The organism is Alteromonas gilva (assembly GCF_028595265.1).
GTDB lineage: Bacteria > Pseudomonadota > Gammaproteobacteria > Enterobacterales > Alteromonadaceae > Alteromonas > Alteromonas gilva.
In genome coordinates this window covers 1,089,167-1,113,031 of sequence record NZ_JAQQXP010000001.1, presented here as the reverse complement: position 1 = coordinate 1,113,031, position 23,865 = coordinate 1,089,167, and the positions used below count along the sequence as shown (strand labels likewise).

The following is a 23,865-nucleotide window of genomic DNA, read 5'->3' as shown; positions in this document are numbered from 1 at the left end:
ATAACTGTAATATTGTAAATTTAAAGAGTGAAGAACTAACAAAGGGGGCTTACCATGCTAAAGGCATTCACAAAAATTTTTAAACGCAAGCACCCATACGCAGTCGCCGCCTACGTTGGGCGCAAAAATGCACAACGTATTCTGGATTGTAAAATCGAGAAAAAGTCGAAGCTTCTGGCACACGACTAGCACTAGCATATGGCTCCGTAAAGGAGTGATGGCATTTGGCATTACAAATGTCATTCAGCTGTAGAGAAAATCCGATGATATCATGTCATCGGATTTTTTTATGTCCCGCATTTACTCATTTATACACCTGGCGATGAAAGATGCGCCGTGTTACGCCCTACCGGTGGTATTAAGCACCGGTTATCAGCAAGCATCACGCCTGACATTGTGTGAGCTTGCTTGTTGAGTAATGCTCCTCGACTGAGTACCTACCCACCCTGGCGTCGAAGTTGCCGGCTTAAAAAGACAAATCCCACTGCAGGCGGTAACGCACTTCATCTACCGAACCCAGTGCGACTTGTTCGATATCAAACTGGGTAATGTCGGCAGTGAGTTTGTTATTATGCCCGTTAAAGAACCAGTTAGCCGCCACTGCGCGTTCAAAGTGCTTCTCATCAAGCAGGTTGTCTGTTTCGTGGTAAGTGGCGTAACGCAGGGCCAGCTCTAACGGTTTAGGCCACCACTCAAAGGCGGCATGTCCAAAGTAACCGGCCTGCACATAGAAGCCACGGTAATCTGTTTCAGCATCCTGCTGTGCGCTGTCGGTGATGGTTTTCTCGTGGTACTCACCCTGCGCGTTCAGGCCACGGTACTTGAGCGCAAAATCAATGTTGTACTGATCGATCTTATACTGATTGGCAATCCCGGCATCAAACCCTTCCAGTTGACCACCTGCCGACGATGAAAAGCGCGTAAAGGCACTTTCATTAGACGAGTACGCCACGGCGACATTGGCCTTTAACGACTGGCTAAATTGCAGATCGCTGGCTTTGAAGCCAAAGTTTTTACCGGTAATATTCCATTGTAACCGGCCATAGTACAGCGGCGCGCCGCCATCGTTACGGTTGCTGCCTAAACCATTGCCCGTACCAATACCCAGCCAATAACTAAAGCTGGTCATATCCTGGCCGCCCAGATCGCCATATATCGCTGCGCCCTGCTGACGGTCGATGGTAAAAATGCGATTTATAATGGAACGGTCGAGCAGCTGCTGGCCGCCACTACTGATACTGCGCTCTCTGGAATACTCAAACTTCCACTGCCCGGCCTTAAATTTAAGCCAGTCATATTTTTCAACATTCACAGTGTAAGTAAGCAGTCGACTGTTGACGAAGTCATGCTCAATGGCAAATTTAAGCCATGGTCGGTAAGCGTGGCCTTTAATTTTTAAACGCGCACGGTTAATGCCAAACTCATCGCCGCCCGACGAGTAACTGGTGTAATCATCCAGTGCGGTCGGCTGGCTGTCAGAAGGCGTTGCGAAACGTGATTGGATACGCCCTTGTATTTGCATTTTAAAGTTGTTGTCTGCGGTTTCAAAAGTAAAACCATTTTTTTGGTAAGAAACCGATGCATCCAGTGGTTCGGCACAAACACTCTGACCAACCAGCAAAACGGCTAAAAGCGGATAATAAAAATATCGTATTTTCTTCTCGGCAATCACAACATCCAACTCTTATTAACATACAGTGACTAATAAGGAACCGGAGTCTAAGGATTGGCCCGGCATTGTCAAATAAAATTCATAAAATTTTAACTAAAGTGTCATATTTTGGTGGTTTATCCAGTTTGAACTCTACGGAGCTACGGTTCGCGCCATTGGACTAAGTTGTTAGCGCGCCACAGCTGCTGGTATGCAAAGGCATGAACGCCCCAACTAACGGCTGTGAACGCAGCGTGACAAACGTGAGAGACTCTACGCAAAAAAGATGGGGGCAAATCGAAGAGGGCTGCAAAGTAAAACGCGTGGACCAATATGAGCCACGCGTTAAAAACGTAAATGCCTTTGCAAGGCAGACTGTGCTGCTATACGCCGAAGACTGCTTTCAGGAAGAAGAAACAAATAATCGACAGCAATGCACCGGCAGGCAGGGTTACAATCCAGGATATCGCAATGTTGCGCACGATACCGAGGTTTAACGCTGACACACCACGCGCCAGGCCCACCCCTAATACGGCACCGACCAGCGTTTGTGTGGTAGAAATAGGTAAGCCGGTACCAGAGGCGATTACCACGGTGCAGGCTGCGGCCATTTCTGCCGCAAAGCCGCGACTGGGTGTCAGATGCGTGATCCCTTCACCAATGGTGGCAATAACGCGGTGACCAAACAGTGCCAGGCCAGCCACAATACCAAAACCACCCAATGGCAGTACCCAGGGGGCTAATTTAGCACTTGAGGCAATTTCTCCGCCAGAGGAGACCACACTTACGACTGCAGCCAAAGGACCAATGGCATTGGCCACATCGTTTGAACCGTGCGCAAACGCCATACAGCAAGCGGTGACTATCATCAGTAATGCAAACACTTTCTCAACGTTAGCACGTTGCGTTTCAACATTCGCCGAGTGGCTGTAGTGTTGTCGGTTAATGAGCCATTTACCAATCAGTGCAATCAATACCCCAATACCAATGGCTACCACGTAACCCGATGTAGAAGACAATTCCAAACCGACATGCTTTAAGCCTTTCTTAATGGTCACCAGCGCCATAACAAAGCCGGCAAAGCCCATATATATGGGTACATACCGGCGTGCATTAGCAAACGGCGTTTCGGTGGCAAAAATGAGCTTGTGGGCGCTCATAAAAATAAGATAGGCAATCACCCCTGAGATGGCCGGGGTAACAATCCAGCTGCCGACAATTCCGCCCACTTTACCCCAGGCAACCGCATCAACGCTGACACCAACGGCGGTAAAGCCGACAATGGCACCAATAATCGAATGGGTGGTTGATACCGGCCAACCAAGGTATGAAGCGACCGCCAGCCATATCCCGGCGGCAAATAGCGCAGAGATCATCCCCAGTACCAGGTACTCAGGAATATCAATAAAATAGGCGCTGTCAATAATGCCTTTGCGAATGGTTGAGGTGACTTCTCCCCCTGCCAGATACGCCCCGGCAAATTCAAATATCATCGCAATGAAGATAGCTTGCTTGATGGTCAGGGCTTTAGAACCAACAGAGGTGCCCATTGCGTTGGCAACATCGTTTGCACCAATGCCCCAGGCCATGACGAAGCCAACAACGGCGGCCATGATAATCAGAACCATGCCATAACTTTGAATAATATCCACTGACAGTTGCTCCCGTTGTGCTTAGCTATTTGACGTTAATTGTCGTGTTTCGAACTGTACCAATTGCGGCTGTGCAGAAATTGCTGTTCTGCTGTGCATTGGCAGCGGTGTTACTATAAGCATCATTTTCGGTTGATTTTTATACTACTATTTTCGGTTGCGGCGAATCATAGCGTAAAGTGCCGCCCAGCCAAAGGGTAAATTTAACGATTAGCGGTAATTTAAGGACACACTCGTACTGTTTGGCCATTTTTGCACCAAATGTTTCAGTTTTATGACAACCGGCTGATAATTTGCCGCTATCTAGCTTAGATCATCGAGTTTCTGTTGCAAGTTTTCCAGCGGCATGTGCCGCACGTCGCGGCCCCGCGTTAACGACACGATGTACTCGCAGATATTTTTACAGCGATCGCCAATTCTCTCCAACGAACGCAATGCCCACAACACCTCCAGCCAGTCCTCCATGTCATCATTGGAGCGCGCCATTTCCAGCGTAGTGAAATTCAGCAGCGCTTTATATTCGCTATCTATTTGATTATCCTGCTCATAAACACTCAAAGCAGCCTCTTCGTCCTGGCGCGCAAAGGCGTCAAAGGTACCGCTCATCATCGCCTTCACCTGCTGACCAATTTGTAGCATGCTGCTTTTGATGGATGCCGATGCGGGGATCTTATTACGGGTAACCAGCTTGGCAATACGTTCAATTTCGTCGCCCATACGTTCAATATCGGTAATGGCTTTAGAAATGGTCATGATAAGGCGTAGATCGCTGGCCGTGGGATGGCGCTTGGCGATGATCCGTAAACACTCCTCGTCAATCTGAATTTCCATGGAATTTACTTTCAGATCGTTAACAATGACCGTTTCGGCCAGGCCGGGATTATTGGTGTTGATGGCTTTTAACGTGTCGGTCAACTGCTGCTCTACCTCGCCGCCCATGGCCATAACCGAATTACGCAGATTCTCCAGTTCAATATTAAACCGGCCTGAAATATGAGTGTTAAGTTCAACCTGTCGCATTATTGGGTTCCTGTGCTCCGCATTAACCGTAACGGCCGGTAATGTAGTCTTCGGTTTGTTTTTTATCGGGCATGGTAAACAGCGTATCGCTGTCGCTGTACTCAATCAGCTCGCCCTGGTGCAGGAAGGCAGTGTAATCGGATACCCGCGCGGCCTGCTGCATATTATGGGTGACAATCACAATGGTGCAGCGTTTTTTAAGCTCTGCCATGAGTTCTTCGATGATCAGGGTGGTGAGCGGATCGAGCGCAGACGTAGGTTCATCGAGCAACAGTATCGATGGTTTTAATGCCAGCGCCCGGGCAATCACCAGGCGCTGTTGTTGTCCGCCTGACAAGGTCGTTGCCGGTTCAAAAAGACGATCTTTTACTTCATCCCACAGTGCTGCTTCGATAAGGGCTTGTTCCACCGCATCATCAAGCTGGCGGCGTTGCTTAACCCCTTGTAAACGCAAGCCGTAACACACATTTTCATACACACTCATGGGGAAGGGATTAGGCCGCTGAAATACCATACCCACCTGCGAGCGCAGCAACGAGAGGTTCTCTTTTTTGCTGTTGATATCACGCCCGTCGATAATAATTTCACCCTCAGTTTTGCTGGTATCAATAAGATCGTTCATACGATTAAAACAGCTTAACAGCGACGACTTGCCACACCCCGACTGCCCTATAAAAGCAGTGATACGGTGTTTCGGAATACGCATGGTAATATTGTGCAGCACATGCTTTTGGCCAAAGCGTAAATTCAAGTCACGCACATCCATAGCAGATTGCTCAGGTGACAACCTGGCTAAGTCCAGTTGTTCCCGTTCGAACAGTTTCAGCATCGTGCTAATAACCTCTCAAATAGCGTTTACGCAAACGTCGGCGCAAAATAACCGTGACGATGTTTAATACAAATACCACTAACAGTAACAATAAACAGCTGGCAAACATAAGTGAAGCGCTGCGCACGTCTGTTTGACTGTGAAACGCGCCGTCGTAAATTAATACCCCTAAATGCATAAACTGCCGATCGAGGTGAAAATACGGAAACTCACTATCAAAAGGCAGATTCGGCGCAAACTTAACCGCACCGACCATCATCAGTGGCGCGACTTCTCCTGCAGCTCTTGCAATGGCGAGTATAACGCCGGTCATAATCCCCGGGCTGGCCATGGGCAGTACAGTATGCCAGATGGTTTCCAGTTTGGTTGCCCCTAACGCGTAGCTGCCGGCCCGTAAACCTTCTGGCACGCGTTTAAGCCCTTCTTCGGTTGCCACAATCACCACTGGCAGGGTAAGAATAGCCATCGTCAGTGACGCCCAAAATACGCCCGGAGTCCCCATGGTAGGCGCTGGCAGCGAGTCACTAAAAAACAGCTCATCAATACTGCCACCCACGGAATACACAAAAAAGCCCAGGCCAAAAACGCCGTAGACAATGGATGGCACACCGGCCATATTGCTGACGCAAATACGGATCACTGAGGTAAAGTGGTTATTGGGCGCATATTCAACCAGATATACCGCGGCCAACACCCCAAAAGGGGTTACCAGAATGGTCATCACAAATATCATCAGGACGGTACCAAACAGGGCCGGAAATACGCCGCCGGCGGTATTGGCTTGTTTGGGTGCCTGGGTAAGAAAGTCACCAACCCCCGACCAGACCAACTTGAGTTTGCCCAGCACATCCAGCTGCCCCGGATAGCTGAGCCGGGCAATACTGTCGATGGGTATCACAAATTCGGCGCCATCACTAAACCGTGTATGAAGCTGGTATTCACGAAGCTGAGTCTCAAAACGCAACACTTCCTGCTGCCAGTGGTCAAACGACTCATAAAGCCGCAAGCGGGCCGGCGCATTGGCTTCGACCTCTTTTAAGTCGAGCTGCGCCAGATTACGGTGAATGGGCGCGAGTCTTGTTTCTCGCAAGGATTCTATTTGCTGACGAATATGACCGACGGTATCACGCACTTCCTGAAAGCGTTGCAATGATGCTTTCTCGCCGTTCGGCAGCAAAATATCAATTGGCTGGCTAAACACCCGGGTACCGTCGGTCAGCAAAATATTGGCCGCCAGCGGCGCGCTACTCACCTGCCCCATATTATGGCTTTCAATTAATACCTGACGACCATAGGGGTGGTGTTGATCAGAATACTGAAACAGCACTTCGGCAGTTGCGTTTTGCTGAGCACTATTGATATGGCGCTCGCCAATTTGTGCGTAAACGTTTTTCACTTCGCCGGTCGGGGACGTAAAGGTAATGCTCTCTACCGGCCGGGGCCAGAAGTAATCAACGCCCCGCAGCGTAATGAGCCCCAAAAGACAAACCAGTGCAACCACTAACAAGGCGGCGCAGAACGCCCCCAGATTAATGACATACGATTGCTGTTGACGATGACTGAGCAGCTGACGAATTGACCACTTACCCATAATTAGCAACCTTACGCAACCGCTGCCGCAGCAGTTCAGCAAGTGTATTCACCACAAACGTAAAGCTGAAAAGAATACAAGCAGTTAAAAATAACACCTGATAATGAATGTTACCCACTTCGGCTTCGGGGAGTTCAATGGCCAGGTTAGCAGTGAGTGCCCGCAACCCGGCGAGCAAATCCCAATCGGCAATAGGCGTGTTGCCTGTCACCATCAGTACAATCATGGTCTCGCCAAACGCGCGTCCAAAGCCTAACATCACAGCAGCAACAATGCCGGGTAATGCCACGTGCAATACTACCCGACGCAAGGTTTGTAAACGCGTCGCACCAAGGGCATAAGACGCTTGCTTTAAACTCGCTGGCACTCCACTTATGGCATCTTCAGCCAGCGAATAAATGCTCGGCGAAATAGCCAGACCCAGCGCAATGGCTACCAAAATAGTTGTTTTACCTACCGGCACCTCAAAGGCATTCGCAAAGAAGGTGAAATCATCCAGGCCCAGCCACAATAAAAGCAATTCCGGCGCCCACACCACACAGACATAACCAAATAACAAAATGCCGAGCGTTGGAAACAACACTTCGGCAAAGGTTTGCAATTTGCCACTTAAGCTTTCGGCAATGCGGTGCTGTACCAACGCAATCAGTAATAACATCACGGGCAAGGTGACCAGAAACACTGCAAACGAAAATAAAAACCGTTCTGCCAGCGGTGCCAGCCAGATGGCGGCAATAAAGCCAATCAACACCGAGGGCACGGCTTCGAGCATCTCAATGGTGGGTTTCAAACTGTCACGCACCCGCGACTGGGCAAAATAAGCCGTATAGACAGCCGCACCAAAAGCCAGCGGAATAGCAATCAACAATGCCAGTGACGAGGCTTTTAAACTGCCAATCAGCAACGGCATCAAACTCATTTTAGTTTCCTGGTAGTCGGTGGCGCTGCTGGTTTGCCAGATCTGATCGGCGTTGGGATACCCCTCGTAAACTTGTGGCGCGAACAAACTGTTAAACGTGGTCAGGCCGCCCATATCATTAATGTTCATTTGCAGATAATTATTACCGCCATAGACATATAACCGCGAGTCGAACCAGCTTACGCCAGTGGGCTGGATTGCCAGCGGGATGCGTTGAACGATGTCGCCGCTGACCCGGTTTATAAGCAATAGCTGATGCTGGTCAGTAACTAAGGCCAGGCCATTGGTACTGGCATGAGAGGCCATCGCCAGCGGACGTTCGCCAGCTTGCAACGAAAGCGTATAGGTAGGCTGATAGCGCAAAACACCGGCCTGGTTGTAAACACTGAGCCGCATCAGGGTATTATCGGACAACCCTACATACAGCGAGCGATTTTTAACGATGGTGTCTGCCCAGGTAATATCGTGCTCAAGCGTTACCTGATCTAAACGCTGGTCATACTGATCCACAAATGTGAGCGTTGCGCCGTTAATTAATACAATTTGGCTGGTATCGGGCAACATGACTATACGCTGCGTTGCCGCATACTCGTGACGGATAATTTGCGCAGGATTATCGCGGTTGATCCACTGGATAATTTGGCTGTCAGCTGTCTCTACCTGCATGACAATCCAGCGTTTGCCCATTGTTAACTGCCAGCCTAGCTGCCGCTCCCAGAGTCCTGCGGGCAGTGCAAAAGAAATTTCGCTGGCCACAGCAGGCTCAACAACTCTGTTGTGCTGCAAAGGCCTGTTAGCGGGTGGCACAGGAAGCAGTCTTACCTGACCTGATGCAGAAACATCAGTCACATATGCTTGCCCGTATGACGTGACTGCACCTAATGTATGAGAGCAGGGACGACGAACCGAGTCGCGCGCAGTCAACTGGTTGTCGTGCATTCGCGCCAACCAAATCCCGCATTCCTGGCCGGCAACTAACGCCGCCTGGCCATTGCTGACATCGCCAACGTATAAAAACTTCCCTTGTTCGGGCGCGGCAACCTGATGTTGTGCTTTAACACTGGGGGTCTTTATAACCCCGGAAGCCTGAGTAAACAAATGCCATATAAGAATTACCATGGTCAGCAGCACAACAAACCCAAAAGCGGTGATCACATACCGGGCGATTTTATCGCGGCGATAGCGCTTTTTGAGGATACTTGCCTGTTGAGCTGCTACATTCATGATTTAGAACCACGATTTACGTGAAATTGCACTGCCCAGCAGTGTAAGTTGTGATATTTTAAGATCAAGTGAAAGTTGCACCAATTCTATTAAATTCCTGTACCTAAAGCCGCGCTTTATCACGCAGGAAGCAATAACAAAGGAGTAAGAGGATGAAGCCTGTCATCTTCACGATTATCGGTAAAGACCGGCCCGGTCTGGTGGATGCCGTTGCTAAGAAAGTATACGAATATGGCGGTAACTGGCAAGGCAGCAGCTTTGCCCATATGGCCGGTCAGTTTGCCGGCTTTGTTGAAGCTCGGGTACCAGGTGATAAGCATCAGGACTTAATTACAGCGTTAAACGCCCTGGAGGGATTACAGGTTCAGTCGCAGTCGGTGTCCGAAACCAGCGATACCGCTCATGATTTGCTCACTATTGAGGTCATGGGGAATGACCAGCCTGGCATTGTGCAGGAGATCACCAGCGTATTGCACCGGTTCAGCCTTAACATTATGCACTTTGATTCCACCTGCGAAAGTGCGCCTAACTGGGGCAGTGAAATGTTTAAAGCCCGCCTGCAGGTTAAAGTACCGGCAGAGGTAAATCAGGATGACGTTAAAGATGCCCTTGAGGCAGTGGCTAACGATTTGGTGGTCGATATTACTACCACTCTTTGACGCAAAAATAACCAGGGCCTTACAAGGCCTTTATATCGTCAACAGCCTGTCACACTTGGCTGGCACATTAACGCCTTTTTATCTCTGTAGAAATAGCGATTTATTAATATGGAACCAACCGATTTATACTACCCCAAGGAACTCAGCTGGCTGTCATTTAACGAGCGTGTGCTGCAGGAAGCCGCCGACGAAAATAACCCAGCCGTAGAGCGCCTGCGATTTTTAGGTATTTATTCGAATAATCTGGACGAGTTTTTCCGGGTCCGGGTAGCCGATGTTAAACGGCTCATTCTTATTGCTCACAATGAAGATAACGAAGAAGAAGGCCGGCGTCAGCGTCAGTTGATGTTCGAAATACAAAAGAAAGTCAGTGAGCTGTCTAAAAAATTCGACAAGATCCATAACCAGGTAGTTAAAAATCTGGCCCGCTACAATATTCATATATTGCAAAAGCACCAGCTTAACGACTACCAGCGTAACTGGGTGCGTAACTATTTTGTCAATAAAGTACTGCGCCATATTGCACCGGTTCTAATCGATAAAAAAACCGACCTGCTCAGCCGCTTAAATGGCACAGCCGTGTACTTATATGTCGCTTTGCGACGTGAAGGTCGTAACCCGCGCTTTGCTGCGCTGCAGATCCCTACTTCAGAGATTTCGCGTTTTCACCTTATTCCGCCAGAAAAAAGCCGTAAAAACAAACATATAATACTGCTCGATGACATGATCCAGCTGTCGATTGAAGACGTGTTTCGCGGATTTGTAAAGTTTGATACGCTCGAATCGTATTCATTTAAAATGACCCGCGACTCCGAATACTCAATTAACGACGAGATTGACGAAAGTTACGTAGAAAAAATGTCCGAAAGTATGAAACAGCGCCTCATCGCTGAGCCCGTGCGGGTTATCCACGATCAGGATATGCCCCAGGACATGGTCGAGGATCTGCAGAAGCGGCTTAAGGTAACCAAGCTTGATACCCTCAATGCCGCGGGCAACTATCGTAATTTTAAAGACTTTATTGGCTTCCCCAATGTTGGGCGTGATTATCTCGAAAACAGTAAACTACCGGCGATTGATAGCCGTGACTTTTCCCGTTACAACACGGTATTTGATGCCATTTCAGCCCACGATATCCTGTTGTATTACCCCTATCATCGTTTTTTACACTTTACTGAGTTTGTGCGTCAGGCGGCGTTTGACCCTAATGTTAAATCCATCCGTCTGAACATCTACCGGGTAGCCAGTCAATCGCGCATTGTCAGTTCATTAATTGATGCGGTTGATAACGGTAAAAAAGTGACCGTGGTGGTAGAACTGCGCGCCCGTTTTGATGAAGAGGCCAATATTGAATGGTCTAAACGCATGACTGACGCCGGTATACGGGTTGTGTTGGGCGTACCTTCGCTAAAGATCCACTCTAAATTATGTATAGTGTCACGCGAGGAACGCGGCAAATTAATGCACTATGCGCACTTCGGTACGGGTAACTTTAACGAGAAAACTGCCAAGATTTATACTGACTTCAGCCTGTTTACCAAGAATCAGGAAATGGCCGAAGAAGGGAATGCGGTATTTGACTTAATCAACTACCCGTATCGCCGCTATAAATTTCAGCACCTGCAAATTTCACCGTTAAACGCACGGACCAAAATACAATCCCTCATTCGCCAGGAAATACAGTTTTTGAAGGAAGGCCACGAAGCGGCCATCACATTTAAAATTAACAACCTGGAAGACAAAGAGCTGATTGATGATTTATACCGCGCCAGTCAGGCCGGTATTAAAATTCGCGGCATTGTGCGCGGTATGTGCTGTCTGCGGCCGGGGATTCCGGGCCTGAGTGAAAACATTACCATCACCTCAATTGTTGACCGTTTCCTTGAGCACCCCCGCGTGATGATTTTTAATGGCGGTGGCAACCGAAAGGTATTTATCTCCTCGGCTGACTGGATGACCCGCAACATGGATAATCGTATTGAGGTAGGCGCGCCAATATACGATCCTGCTCTACAGCAACGGATTGTTGATATTATGGAAATTCAGTTTAAGGATACCCTCAAAGCGCGGGTTATCGACAAAGACCACCTAAACCTCTATGTTAAGCGTGGAAATCGCAAAAAGCTGCGTTCTCAGGAAGAGATATATTCATATTTAAAACAGGCTGAAACAGATAAATGACAACCCAGCATGAGTCACTCGATAGTGTAGACAGCCGCGAATCCAGCAAAGTTGCCGCGTTGGATATTGGCTCTAACAGTTTTCACCTGGTGGTGGCCCGTATTGTCGCAGGCTCGGTGCAAATACTGCACCGCGTTAAACAAAAAGTGAGACTTGCAGAAGGTTTGGACAGCAAAAATGTATTGTCTGACGAAGCCATGGAGCGAGGCCTTGAAACCCTGCGTATTATTGCCGCAAGCCTGGAGGGTTTCGAGCCTGACTCGGTGCGTATTGTAGCTACCTACACGCTGCGTAAAGCCGTTAATGCCAATCGGTTTATTTCTGCTGCGCTGGAAATCATGCCCTACCCGATTGAAGTGATTTCCGGGCCTGAGGAAGCCCGCCTGATTTACTCGGGGGTGGCGCATACCAATCATGACAACGGTCAACGATTGGTCGTGGATATCGGTGGTGGCTCAACCGAATTTATAATCGGTGAGGGACTCACATCAAAACTATGCCGTAGTTTGCAAATGGGTTGCGTGAGCTTTACGCAGCGGTTTTTCGCCAACGGCGAACTCAAAGCAAAAGCGTTTGAGCGGGCAATCACCGCTGCCGAACAACAAATGGAGCCCATAGAAGAGCGTTACCGCCGTTTAGCCTGGCAGCATTGTTTAGGCACCTCTGGCACCATTAAAACCCTGTACAATCTGGTACAAAAAACTGACAACGAATCTGGCATGCAAGTGCCTGTGACCTTAAAAGCCCTTAAGCAGGTTATGAAGCAGTTTATTGACGCCGGTCATATCGATAATCTTACTCACCCCGCCATCAGTGAGGATCGCCGAAAAGTGATTCCCGCCGGATTATGCGTGCTCATCGCAATATTCAAAGCGCTAAAAATCGAGGAACTTGAATACTCGCCAGCGGCGCTGCGAGAAGGCGTGCTTTACCAGATGGAAGATGAACTGCACAACAATGATATTCGCGGCCGGACGGCGGCGAGTCTGGCGGTCAGGTACGATGTCGATACTACCCAGGCTAACCTGGTGCTCGGTACAACCAAACGCTTATTCAGTGCTGTTCAACAGCCATGGAAGCTCAATCATAGTGACTACCCGGCAATTCTCGGCTGGGCGGCGTTGCTGCATGAAGTGGGCTTACAGATTAACACCCGGGGCGTACAACGCCACTCGGCGTACATACTACAAAATATAGACATGCCCGGGTTTAACCAGGCCCAACAGGAATTACTTGCAACACTGGTACGTTTCCACCGTAAAAAAATTCGGCTTCCGGATGTGGCTGCTTTTACCCAATACAGTAATGAGGAAATTGGCCGTTTAATTGCAGTGTTACGTGTCAGTGTATTACTCAATATTAAACGCCAGGAAAGCTTTTTACCCGAGTTTAGTGTCGACGCCGATAAGCACAGCCTGACCTTAACATTTCCAGAGGACTGGCTGGCCTCAAAGCCGATTATGGCTGCAGATCTGGAACGTGAAAGTCACTATTTGAAGGCCGTCAACGTTACGCTAACAGTGAGCTAATAAACAACTCTGCCCAGCCAATCAGGCTATACCATAATAACCTGATTGCGGCCTTTCGCTTTGGCATCGAAAAGGGCTAGATCGGCGTGTTTTACTGCACTTAACAAATCTGCGTTATCCGGCATTTCAATCACCCCAAAGGACGCAGTGAGTGAAATAGTCACATCACGCGCCGTAATTTTGGTTTCGCTAATTGTTTCGCGCAGGCGTTCGGCCATGAGCCTGGCCTGCTCACCGTCACACTGCGGCGATAAAATTAAGAACTCCTCGCCGCCCATCCTTATCAGGGTGTCTTCCAACCGTAATTGCTCCTGAATGATTTCACAAAAGCGTTTGAGGGCAATGTCGCCCACTACGTGGCCATGCTCGTCATTGACTGATTTAAAGTGATCGATGTCACATGCAACCACCGATAGCACTTCGTTATTACGCCGGGCATGTGCGCTTAATTTCGGCGCGGTTTCGTAAAAGAAGTAGCGATTTTTAGCTCCCGTCAGCGGGTCGGTATGCACCAGAGAATGTAACTTGACCAACAGGGACTGCAAAATGTTGGCGGCAAAGGACAGCATAAATGTCAGCATAATAACCAGAATCAACGCAAAGGTCGCCGTAAGATGATAGGGACTTTGCGGGGCAATGTTGCCCAGGTAAACCGGTACCGCCACCAACACCATCAACAATACGAGCCACAAAACGCTGTATAAAAGTCGCGATCCGAAGGTTTCTTTATTGAGCGATTGCTGTACCCGTTTTTGGGCCAGCCAAACAGGAAACGCAATGCTGCTTAGCGCCAGCGCGTGCGCGAGCCAGGGTTGATACTGCGCAAACTTCAGGACCAGAGTGACGCCTATCAGGATAACAATGTGCAGCGCCGCCGCATATTTCTTAATGCGCGCAATTTCATGGCCATAACGTTTATTGACCGACATCAGCAGCAAATACGCGCTCAGCGTCGCCGCGCCATACACTCCGGGCAAACCAATATTGCCATAACCATTTTGAGCGAGCCCTTGAAACGCCACAACTAACCAGGATGAAAACAAAAACCATCGCGCGTAAACAACTGATTTCGCTTTAAGATGATGACGGGGAGTAGGTAAAGCAAACGTAAAGCCGATGCCAATAAAGGCTACGACAGCAAGCAATCCTACCTGGATGAACGTTTGTGTGTACTGCATTAAACTGTGCGTCCTTGCCTGATGTTTAGTTGCGCATTAACCAAAACATAAAAAGCCTTGTTAATTTTGAATAACAGAATATAGACCATTATTTGTACTTTATCTATTGCTTGTTTCGCTAAAATCGTATTCTTAAATTGACAGCGAAATATGAAGAAATAAAAACACTTCGTCAGGTTATGAATAGCGCTTAATACGTAAGACGTTTTAAAACAGACCGTAAAAATCACAAAATAATTTTAGACAGTAACCACTGCACATAACCAAGCGCGAGGCGGTTCTGGCAGAAAGCGTTGTCTGCTGTTGTGCTCGGCAGTAAAGCAGGTTGAAAGCAAGTTGAGACTGACGAAATAGTACCATCAGGGCAGTCGCGGTGATTGCAGCAATCGCTGGATTATTTTTGGGCTGTTAACGTCAGCAAAAACCGACCACTAACAGTGGTTAGTAGTCGGTGAAGCATGGTTAGGCAGGTATTAAGTTAGCGATGCCTGGTAAATACTCTCAATAGCATCGTTCAGACTCTTCTCAAACTCATCGTCGCTTTGCTGCGCCGAAACTCCCTCTGTAAGAGCACGGGAAAAACTGGCTATCACGCCCTGATTGTGGGCGAGTTTTGCGTTAGCTTCATCACGGGAGTAGCCGCCTGAAAGTGCCACCACTTTTATTACGTTAGGGTGATCCACCAATTCCTTATAAAAATTGGCCTGTTCAGGTAACGTCAGTTTTAGCATGACCTTTTGATCGTCAAGCAAATTCAACTGCGTCAGAATTTCCAGCTTCAGTAGGGCCTCGGCAGCCGCTTTTTCGGGGCTGTTAATATCCACCTCAGGCTCGATAATAGGCACAAGACCAGCAGCCAGAATTTGTTTACCAATGGCAAACTGCTGTTCTACGATGGCTTTTATGCCGTCATGATTAGCCAGCTTTACCACTGAGCGCATTTTAGTGCCGAACACATCCTGCGCATTCGCTTTAGCCAACAGCTCATCAAGTTGCGGGATGGGTTTCATCAGCTGCACGCCATCGGCTTCAGCTTCGAGACCTTTATCGACTTTTAAAAAAGGAATAACACGCTTTTTTTGCCATAAATAGCGAGCCGATGACAGCCCTTCGATATCGCGATCCAGCGTATCCTCAAACAAGATTGCGCCAACAACGCGCTCACCGGAAAAAGCGTTACAAGTAACAATACGGGTACGCATGGCATGCACCATATCGAACATTTCATCATCGCCAGAATATTCTGACGCTTCGATGCCGTATAACTTCAACGCTTTTGGGGTACTACCGCCACTTTGATCCAATGCAGCAATAAAGCCTTTTTGGGTGTGAATTTTATCCAGCATAGCTTGCTGAGCCTGTGAAGCCATTGGCAACACTCCTTATTTTTATACCGTTTTATAACGGTTGTAGGGTTTAGAGAAAGCTTTTTTCAATAGGCATGTTTGTCCCGTCTGCCGCGATTCATCTGGGGTGACAAATGCTGTTGCGGGACAAATCCTGCGTTATCCTTGTGCAGGTCACAGCGGCATATTATTATTGTTATTGTGCATACCGCTGTGGGGTACGTCTTACTCTGTTAGCGGTTTTTTTCTTCTAATATCGCTACTGCAGGTAAGGTTTTCCCTTCCAGGAATTCCAGAAAAGCGCCACCACCGGTTGAGATGTAAGACACTTTGTCAGCAATTCCGTATTTATCTACTGCTGCTAGCGTATCACCACCACCAGCAATTGAAAACGCATCACTCTCTGCAATAGCCTGTGATAACGCTTTTGTTCCATTAGCGAACTGATCAAACTCAAAAACCCCCACCGGACCATTCCATACAATGGTACCTGCATTCTTGAGAATATCTTCTAAAGCGGCTGAACTGTCGGGGCCAATATCGAATATCATATCGTCATCAGCGACGTCAGAAACGCCTTTAAGTTCGGCCGCGGCATCTTCTGCAAAGGCTTTACCGGTAACCACGTCAGTCGGTACCGGAATATCACCGCCATTATCCTGCGCTTGTTTAATAAGACGTTTGGCTTCGTCAACTAAATCCATCTCCACCAGCGACTTCCCGACGTTGTGCCCCTGGGCCGCAATAAATGTGTTGGCGATACCGCCACCCACAATTAACTGGTCGACTTTTTCCGCCAACGACTTAAGCACTGTCAGCTTGGTGGATACTTTAGAGCCGCCCACAATAGCTACCATGGGACGCGCCGGGTTATCTAACGCTTTGGTTAATGCCGCGAGTTCGCCGGCCAGTAACGGCCCGGCAACAGCTTGAGGCGCAAACTTAGCCACCCCATGGGTGGAGGCCTGCGCACGGTGCGCTGTGCCAAATGCATCCATAACGAACACATCACATAACGCTGCGTATTGTTTGGCCAATGTTTCGTCGTCGTTTTTCTCGCCCTTATTAAATCGCACGTTTTCGAGGATCACGCATTGACCCGGCGCAATGTTTACGCCGTCGAGGTAATCTTTTACTAAGGATACGTCGGTATCGAGCACATCATTAAGGTAATCAACCACCGGTTGTAATGAGAACTCGTCGGCTGGTTCGCCTTCTGTGGGGCGACCAAGGTGTGACATCACCATAACCGCAGCGCCACCTTCCAGGGCTGCCTTGATGGTCGGCAGCGACGCTTTAATTCGCGCATCCGAGGTCACTTTGCCGTCTTTTACCGGCACATTGAGATCCTGACGAATCAATACACGTTTTCCTGACAAATCAATATCAGACATGCTTGGGATTGACATAGCGTTTCCTTCTCATTTTCGTTAAATTCAAAAAATTATTTGGTTCCTGTCTGGTACATAGCCAGCGCGGTATCTAACATTCGATGTGCAAAACCCCATTCGTTGTCGCACCATACCAGAGTTTTCACCAATTGACGGTGGCTCACTCTGGTCTGTGTACCATCTACAATACACGAATGCGGATCGTGGTTAAAATCTACCGACACCAAGGGCTCTTCGGTATAGTCGAGTACACCGGCAAGTCGCCCGGTACGAGCACTACTGAGGGCTTGATTTACCTGCTCTATGGTCACTTGCGTTGCCAGGGTAACGCTCAAATCCATGGCGCTAACGTTAATGGTCGGTACGCGCACCGCGATAGCTTCGAACTTACCGGCAAATTTCGGCAATATACGCTCAATACCGCGCGCTAAACGCGTATCGACCGGTATAATTGACTGGCTTGCTGCACGGGTACGACGTAAATCCGGATGGTACGCGTCGATCACCTGCTGATCGTGCATTGAGGAATGAATGGTGGTAATCGTGCCGCTCTCAACACCAAAGGCTTCATCGAGCACCTGAATTACCGGCACAATACAGTTGGTAGTACATGAACCGTTCGACACCACGGTGTGCTCCGGCAACAGTGTATCTTCGTTGCAGCCATAAATAATGGTGTTGTCCATATCCGGCGCACCCGGCTGCGAAAACAGGACTTTTTTAGCGCCAGAGGCAATATGCGCCAGACCACTTTCTTTGTCAGAATACTGTCCGGTGCATTCCAGTACAATATCCACCGCAAGATCAGCCCAGGGCAACCCGGTAATCGTGTCCTGGTGGCATAACTGAATCACATCACCTGCCACGGTGAGTTTATCGTCATTCAGCTCCACATGACAGGCAAACCGACCATGGGAGGTATCGTATTTGAGCAGGTGCGCCATGCCTTCTGGCTCCGCCAGTTCATTAATAGCGACAACCTGTATAAATTGATTGCGGCCACTTTCATACAATGCCCGCAGTACATTCCGGCCTATACGACCAAAGCCATTAATGGCGATTCTTACCATATTTTTTTAGCCTTCAGAGCGCCATGTTCCTTTGGTTCCAGCGCTACCTCTACTGCTGCTTCAACAGTAATGTTGCAATGCCTGAAACATATCACCGGCAAGCGCCGGCCCGCTAAAAATAATTACACTTACTTTTTCGTCACAACAACCGACATTTTATACTCGCTTTTCTTGATCGCGCTATCGCAGCACTTACACCCGCTCAGCGGCCTGCTTTATCCACTAAGCTAAATACGCTGCCCTTCAGTTATTCCTGCTACAGTTAAGTCCGCAGTACCAACTTACGACGGCCAGTTACGCTTTATCAGGCTCAGAGCCATATTGTTACCTACCGGCCAGTGCAGTTCAATGTGTTTTCGATTTCCCGGGTGCATTTTAGCGTTACCAGGCAAACTCAAGGTTCTGCAGGGCTAAATCGAGGGATAAAATGGTATTGCGCACGCGCAATGTCGCGATCTGCAAGCGCCATTTTGCCGGTTACTGTCAAGATAACGTAACAAATAGACTTTTAGACGTCCAGAAGTAAAGACTGGTATTTATCATTTTGCTTGCTACAATAGTGTTCATAATGTTGATTGCAATATCACGACCAGCAAAACCATATAGGTGATTTTACAGTATATGCTTAGCAAGCTGGGTTTGTAACAACACCCCAATTAAGACATTTTATTTATACGGAGCATGTATGGCAGCCCATTTATTTACGTCTGAGTCAGTTTCTGAAGGACACCCGGACAAAATAGCCGACCAGATTTCCGATGCTGTGCTCGATGCAATTTTACAGCAAGATCCCAAAGCACGTGTTGCCTGCGAAACGTACGTTAAAACTGGCATGGTGCTGGTTGGCGGCGAAATTACCACGTCGGCCTGGGTAGATATCGAAGAGCTTACCCGCCAAACGGTTAAAGACATCGGTTATACCCATTCCGATATGGGCTTTGATGCCGAATCCTGTGCCGTGTTGAATGCCATTGGTAAACAGTCACCAGACATTAATCAAGGTGTGGACCGCTCCCGCCCGGAAGAGCAAGGCGCTGGCGATCAGGGCTTAATGTTTGGCTACGCAACCGATGAAACTGACGTACTTATGCCTGCTCCCATTACGTACTCACATCGCTTAGTGCAGCGTCAGGCTGAGTTACGTAAATCCGGTAAGCTTGACTGGTTACGTCCGGACGCCAAAAGTCAGGTAACTTTCATTTATGAAGATAACAAACCTGTAGGTATTGATGCGGTAGTGCTCTCTACCCAGCATTGCGACTCAGTATCAACAAGCACGGTGCGCGAAGCGGTTATGGAAGAAGTGATCAAACCGGTATTGCCGGCTGAGTGGATCACAGCGGCTACCAAGTTTCACATTAACCCGACCGGTCGCTTTGTTATAGGTGGGCCAATGGGTGACTGCGGCCTGACCGGGCGTAAAATCATCGTTGATACCTATGGCGGTATGGCTCGTCATGGTGGCGGTGCCTTCTCTGGCAAGGATCCATCTAAAGTTGACCGCTCTGCTGCCTATGCCGGACGCTATGTGGCAAAGAATATCGTTGCAGCGGGCTTAGCCAAGCGCTGTGAAATTCAGGTGTCATACGCCATTGGTGTGGCAGAGCCCACCTCAATCAGTATTGATACCTTCGGTACCAGCAAGCTGGATGAAGCAACACTGGTGGCGCTGGTGAAAGCACACTTTGATCTGCGTCCTTACGGCTTAATCAAAATGCTGGATCTTGAACGACCTATCTATCAGGCCACCGCAGCCTATGGTCACTTCGGGCGTGAACAGTTCCCGTGGGAATCTACCGACAAAGCCGAAGCACTTCGCGCTGCCATTGGCTAAGCATCCATGGCTGAGGTTATTGGTGCGCGCTGCGTACCGATAATCTCATTTAAACCATACTCATACTCGCCTTTGCAAACGTATCTGGCATGCCAAGCCTGGCAAGCTGCTCGTTTTGATATTCGCGTCGATGGGTGACTTCAAAATCGGTAAAATCCGGCGCTAAAAACCGTCGACAGTCGACCTCGCTGTCAAACTCGACCGCGGCTAACATGAGCCCTTCGAGATGTTGTCTGAACACATCCACGCTCAGCTTGTAACCAAGACGCTCAATTCGATAACGTGATTTCTCGATCCTCATATGCTGCGTTAGCGGCCACAGATCGTTGAACTGTTCATCGGAAAGAGAAATTTCGGCCTCCGTTACTTTCAGCCGTTTGCCTTGCCTGATGGTCATCGTGTACTGACCGCCGTAGTCACTGATGTGCACCTGACGTTCATTGTGCACAGTCAGATACCCTTCCCTTACACACACTGATCTTTTTTTTCTAAGCAGCCCTTCAGGTAAGTAAGTAATAACAAACTTCCTTTCATTTAGCCGTTGGTCTCGCATTAGCTGTTCCTCAATTGGCGTATCCTGCGCCGCGTCGTTAATGTCCTTGTTGCCTGAGTCCTGAAAAGCAGTTAATACGTTAAATTATCATTATTAAGTTGCGTTGAAAGTATTTAGCTTATTGTTATAAAACAGACTCGATGAACTACTGTTACTTGGCAACAACCTGGCTACACAGCATTGAGAGTCGAGTCTTAAATTTAGTTGAGTATTCGCCACAATGCTAAAAAATAAATAACAAAGTGCACATTTTTTAACCGCCACACTTGTATAGCGATTGAGAAAAGCTATAGTTTATATAAAGGGCGGGTAACCGAACCTGACATTATAAGTCACTGTATAAGCCACTATTCTCGACGGAACACCATACAAATGAAAGAGCCTAAACTTTGCTCGTTAATCGTTAGTCTGGTTGCGGGTCTACTGTACTCATTATCGGTAAGTGCGGCGTCTTCGCTGGCAAACAGACCGTTGCTGATCAGCCCGGTAGGTAATGACGACCACTTTATTGCGTATCAGAGTAAACGATTACCCAAATGGAACTTTAGTCTGCAGGTAAATCGTTCTTATGCTGCCCGCTTTGGCAACCTTACCCCTTCGGTGCCTATCGTCGTATCTGGCGTCAGAGCTTACAGTCTATCAGCCCATCGCGCCTTACCGTTAAATGCACCGCATTGGATTTATGCGACTATTCGGTCAACCCAATACACGACTTCACCTCAAACCCAGGCAATGCCATTGTTAGGCGAGCATGATAGGGCCGCCAGTGTGGGGTGGCAGTTTGGTGAGTTGCAAGGATTTGGCATGGCAGTGGGGTATGAATACCGTGACATCGGCGAAGAAGATGTTAATTCGTTAGTGATGGGCGTTCACTATTACTTTTAATTAATCTGCAAGCATAAAGTCTACCGCCGCGTTGGCGTGCAATTGGGTTGTATCGAGCAGCGGCAACTCAACATCCCCGGCTCCTAAAAGCAAACCGATTTCTGTACACCCCAGAATAACCGCCTGCGCACCTTCTCTGGCAAGGCGACTAACGATAGTCTGGAACTGCTGCCTGGAGTCGGGGTTAATATAACCAACGCATAACTCCTGATAGATAACATCGTGCACCCGTTGACGGTCTTGCTCATCGGGCGTCATCACGGTTAAGCCGGCGGCGTGTAAATGCTGACGCAAAAATGGCGCTTCCATGGTAAAACGGGTGCCGAGCAGCCCAACCGTCTCCACCTCTTGTTGCTGGCAGGCGGCAGCGATAGCATCGCCGATGTGCAGTAAGGGGATACGCACCACCGTTGAAACTTCATCAGCCACATAATGCATCGTATTGGTGCAAATAATCAGACCGTCAGCACCTGCTTGCGCTAACTTACCCCCGATTTGTGCTAACTTCTGGCCCAGCGCAGCCCAGTCACCAGCATGTTGCAAGCGCGCGATTTCAGCAAAATCGACGCTATACAAAATAAGCGGCGCACTGTGCAGACCGCCCTTTCTGCGTTTAATTTCGTTATTGATGTGCTGATAATATAACGTGGTAGATTCCCAGCTCATGCCACCTATCAACCCTAGTGTTTTCATTGTCGGTGTTCCTGAATGCAGACACTTAGCGCCATTCAGCCGTTGCCCACCGCCAGTTGCGAGCGAGTAGGCGGGGCTAATGGCCGGGTTTGCACAAACGTTTGCTGAATAATTTCGGCATCGGTACTGGCGCGGTGTCGCTTGCCGTTAAACCGTGCCACTATTCGGCTTTTAACCGCCAGCCAGTGTTCCATTTGATATTCGTTCAACACATACTCTAAGGCACGAACGTTAAAGGTCATCTCAATGCCTGAGGCCGCAAAAAGCTTAATAAGCCATGGGTGGTCAACCACCCACCCATCGGAATAAACGGTTGAATTAGCTAAAAAATCATTTAACTTTAAGCAAACTTCATGGCCATCAGAACCGAATTCATGTAAGTGCTCACGGGTAATTCCATGCAGTGCTTCAGCCTTGTCATCCCAATGTGTCCAATGCTCAAACGGCTTGATGAGTCGGCAAAACCGTGCGCCGTCGCTGCGAATGACACCCACTTCGATAGGGTAACCATGCGAACCAAACCCGCTGGCTTCAACATCGATAATTGTTGGTATTTGCATACTGTTTACTTTGTTAATCACTACCTTAAACCTAGTTTGTTATATATCAGATGCAAATTTGTTCCCAGATGACGCTGGTTATTGTTCTGTTACATTTTCAACACTAACCAATTTAAACAATTACTATGCCACAACAGTATCAACAGGATCGATTGCTGACTTTGCCATCTGCATACGCCTTCCTGTTGATTGTATTGCCTTCGACGAGGCTGTATCTGCTATTTCTACTATAGTTTAGACGCCGCTATTTGCCAGTATTCGCGCGCTATGCCACACTGCTTGTCCGTACTCCTCAGAACCTCAATACTATGACATCGTCACTCAACCGGGTTACCGACACCACCACCCGACATTTTCGCTTTTTTGATTTCATGTTAGCTGCGACCTGTATATTGATTGTTTGTTCAAATATTATTGGCGCTGGTAAAGTTGCAGAAGTTGCCGGATTCACCTTTGGTGCCGGCGTGATATTTTTTCCGCTCTCTTACGTACTCGGTGACGTTCTCACCGAAGTGTATGGCTATCAGCGTGCCCGCAGAGCTATTTGGGCCGGTTTTTTTGCCGCAGCCTTTGCGGCATTTATGGCCTGGTTTATTACCGCAATGCCACCCGCCGCCGGCTGGAATCAGGATGTGGGTGGTATTAGCCGTCAGGAAAGTTTCGCCATGAACTTCGGCCAAGCACCGCGTATTGTACTGGCCTCGGTACTGGCCATTTGGCTGGGCGAGTTCACCAACGCCTTTGTCATGGCCCGCATGAAAGTGCGAAGCCAGGGAAAAGCGTTGTATCAGCGTACCATTGGATCCACCATCGTGGGCCAGGCGGTAGACTCAGTGGTGTTTTACCCTGTGGCATTCTGGGGCATCTGGAGTACCGAGTTGATTGTTACCGTCGCGCTTACCAACTATGGCTTAAAAGTACTCTGGGAAGTTGTTTTAACACCGGTTACTTATAAAGTAATTGCCGTCCTCAAAAAGGCCGAAGGCGTTGACGTGTACGACGAGCACACTAACTTTACGCCTTTCTCTTTAAAATAATGTCAGGCTTGCCTGATTTGAGAAAAACACGCCAGCGAGTGGGGGCTGGCGTTTAACCGATAA

General features: G+C 48.5%; 19 protein-coding genes. 6 read left to right on the top strand and 13 right to left on the bottom strand.

Going from position 1 to position 23,865, the window contains the following annotated elements; all coding sequences use genetic code 11:
* Positions 1-466 precede the first annotated feature (466 nt).
* The 6 genes from OIK42_RS04930 to OIK42_RS04905 form a co-directional block, all read right to left on the bottom strand.
* Positions 467-1,672, bottom strand: coding sequence for a porin (locus OIK42_RS04930; RefSeq protein ID WP_273638844.1), 1,206 nt, complete (start codon positions 1,670-1,672; stop codon positions 467-469).
* Between the two features lie 362 nt (positions 1,673-2,034).
* Positions 2,035-3,303 (bottom strand): inorganic phosphate transporter, encoded by a 1,269-nt coding sequence (locus OIK42_RS04925; protein WP_273638843.1) that lies wholly within the window; start codon positions 3,301-3,303, stop codon positions 2,035-2,037.
* 303 nt (positions 3,304-3,606) lie between these two features.
* The gene (phoU, locus tag OIK42_RS04920) at positions 3,607-4,323 is read right to left on the bottom strand and encodes a phosphate signaling complex protein PhoU (RefSeq protein WP_273638841.1); all 717 of its coding nucleotides are present in this window, start codon (positions 4,321-4,323) and stop codon (positions 3,607-3,609) included.
* A 22-nt stretch (positions 4,324-4,345) separates the two neighbouring features.
* A complete protein-coding gene (pstB, locus tag OIK42_RS04915) occupies positions 4,346-5,152 on the bottom strand; it encodes a phosphate ABC transporter ATP-binding protein PstB (RefSeq protein WP_273638839.1) in 807 nt (268 codons plus the stop codon).
* Between the two features lie 4 nt (positions 5,153-5,156).
* On the bottom strand, positions 5,157-6,743 hold the full coding sequence (gene pstA, locus OIK42_RS04910; RefSeq protein WP_273638837.1) for a phosphate ABC transporter permease PstA: 1,587 nt from the start codon (positions 6,741-6,743) through the stop codon (positions 5,157-5,159).
* Positions 6,736-8,886, bottom strand: a complete 2,151-nt coding sequence (locus OIK42_RS04905) for an ABC transporter permease subunit (RefSeq protein WP_273638835.1) — start codon at positions 8,884-8,886, stop codon at positions 6,736-6,738. Before OIK42_RS04905 ends, pstA begins: the two co-directional genes overlap by 8 nt.
* Before the next feature lie 152 nt (positions 8,887-9,038).
* On the opposite strand from OIK42_RS04905, the gene OIK42_RS04900 reads away from it, so the two are divergent.
* The 3 genes from OIK42_RS04900 (at position 9,039) to ppx (ending at position 13,255) form a co-directional block, all read left to right on the top strand.
* On the top strand, positions 9,039-9,545 hold the full coding sequence (locus OIK42_RS04900; protein WP_273638833.1) for a glycine cleavage system transcriptional repressor: 507 nt from the start codon (positions 9,039-9,041) through the stop codon (positions 9,543-9,545).
* Between the two features lie 108 nt (positions 9,546-9,653).
* Positions 9,654-11,726 carry a polyphosphate kinase 1 gene (gene ppk1, locus OIK42_RS04895; protein ID WP_273638831.1) on the top strand — a complete coding sequence of 691 codons (2,073 nt, stop codon included), beginning with the start codon at positions 9,654-9,656 and terminating at the stop codon, positions 11,724-11,726.
* On the top strand, positions 11,723-13,255 hold the full coding sequence (gene ppx / locus OIK42_RS04890; RefSeq protein WP_273638830.1) for an exopolyphosphatase: 1,533 nt from the start codon (positions 11,723-11,725) through the stop codon (positions 13,253-13,255). Before ppk1 ends, ppx begins: the two co-directional genes overlap by 4 nt.
* 26 nt (positions 13,256-13,281) lie before the next feature.
* Here ppx and OIK42_RS04885 read toward each other — a convergent pair whose 3' ends face one another.
* The 4 genes from OIK42_RS04885 to epd form a co-directional block, all read right to left on the bottom strand.
* Complete coding sequence (locus OIK42_RS04885; RefSeq protein ID WP_273638828.1) at positions 13,282-14,433, bottom strand: GGDEF domain-containing protein; 1,152 nt, start codon at positions 14,431-14,433, stop codon at positions 13,282-13,284.
* Between the two features lie 473 nt (positions 14,434-14,906).
* Positions 14,907-15,803, bottom strand: coding sequence for a fructose bisphosphate aldolase (locus OIK42_RS04880; RefSeq protein WP_273638827.1), 897 nt, complete (start codon positions 15,801-15,803; stop codon positions 14,907-14,909).
* Between the two features lie 209 nt (positions 15,804-16,012).
* Complete coding sequence (locus OIK42_RS04875) at positions 16,013-17,188, bottom strand: phosphoglycerate kinase (protein WP_273638825.1); 1,176 nt, start codon at positions 17,186-17,188, stop codon at positions 16,013-16,015.
* 35 nt (positions 17,189-17,223) lie between these two features.
* Positions 17,224-18,240 (bottom strand): erythrose-4-phosphate dehydrogenase, encoded by a 1,017-nt coding sequence (gene epd / locus OIK42_RS04870; RefSeq protein ID WP_273638824.1) that lies wholly within the window; start codon positions 18,238-18,240, stop codon positions 17,224-17,226.
* Between the two features lie 685 nt (positions 18,241-18,925).
* Here epd and metK point away from each other — a divergent pair.
* Entirely contained in the window at positions 18,926-20,074 is a 1,149-nt protein-coding gene (metK, locus tag OIK42_RS04865; RefSeq protein WP_273638822.1) for a methionine adenosyltransferase, read from the top strand.
* Between the two features lie 49 nt (positions 20,075-20,123).
* Here metK and OIK42_RS04860 read toward each other — a convergent pair whose 3' ends face one another.
* Positions 20,124-20,627 carry a CYTH domain-containing protein gene (locus OIK42_RS04860; RefSeq protein ID WP_273638820.1) on the bottom strand — a complete coding sequence of 168 codons (504 nt, stop codon included), beginning with the start codon at positions 20,625-20,627 and terminating at the stop codon, positions 20,124-20,126.
* 372 nt (positions 20,628-20,999) lie between these two features.
* Here OIK42_RS04860 and OIK42_RS04855 point away from each other — a divergent pair, with 372 nt between their 5' ends.
* Complete coding sequence (locus OIK42_RS04855; RefSeq protein WP_273638818.1) at positions 21,000-21,512, top strand: hypothetical protein; 513 nt, start codon at positions 21,000-21,002, stop codon at positions 21,510-21,512.
* On the opposite strand, the gene OIK42_RS04850 is transcribed toward OIK42_RS04855, so the two are convergent.
* Both OIK42_RS04850 and OIK42_RS04845 read right to left on the bottom strand, forming a co-directional pair.
* The gene (locus OIK42_RS04850; RefSeq protein WP_273638816.1) at positions 21,513-22,205 is read right to left on the bottom strand and encodes an aspartate/glutamate racemase family protein; all 693 of its coding nucleotides are present in this window, start codon (positions 22,203-22,205) and stop codon (positions 21,513-21,515) included.
* A 35-nt stretch (positions 22,206-22,240) separates the two neighbouring features.
* The gene (locus OIK42_RS04845) at positions 22,241-22,765 is read right to left on the bottom strand and encodes a 3'-5' exonuclease (RefSeq protein ID WP_273638814.1); all 525 of its coding nucleotides are present in this window, start codon (positions 22,763-22,765) and stop codon (positions 22,241-22,243) included.
* A 308-nt stretch (positions 22,766-23,073) separates the two neighbouring features.
* Between OIK42_RS04845 and OIK42_RS04840 the strand changes: the two genes are divergently transcribed.
* Positions 23,074-23,802 carry a queuosine precursor transporter gene (locus OIK42_RS04840; protein WP_273638812.1) on the top strand — a complete coding sequence of 243 codons (729 nt, stop codon included), beginning with the start codon at positions 23,074-23,076 and terminating at the stop codon, positions 23,800-23,802.
* Positions 23,803-23,865: the final 63 nt, after the last annotated feature.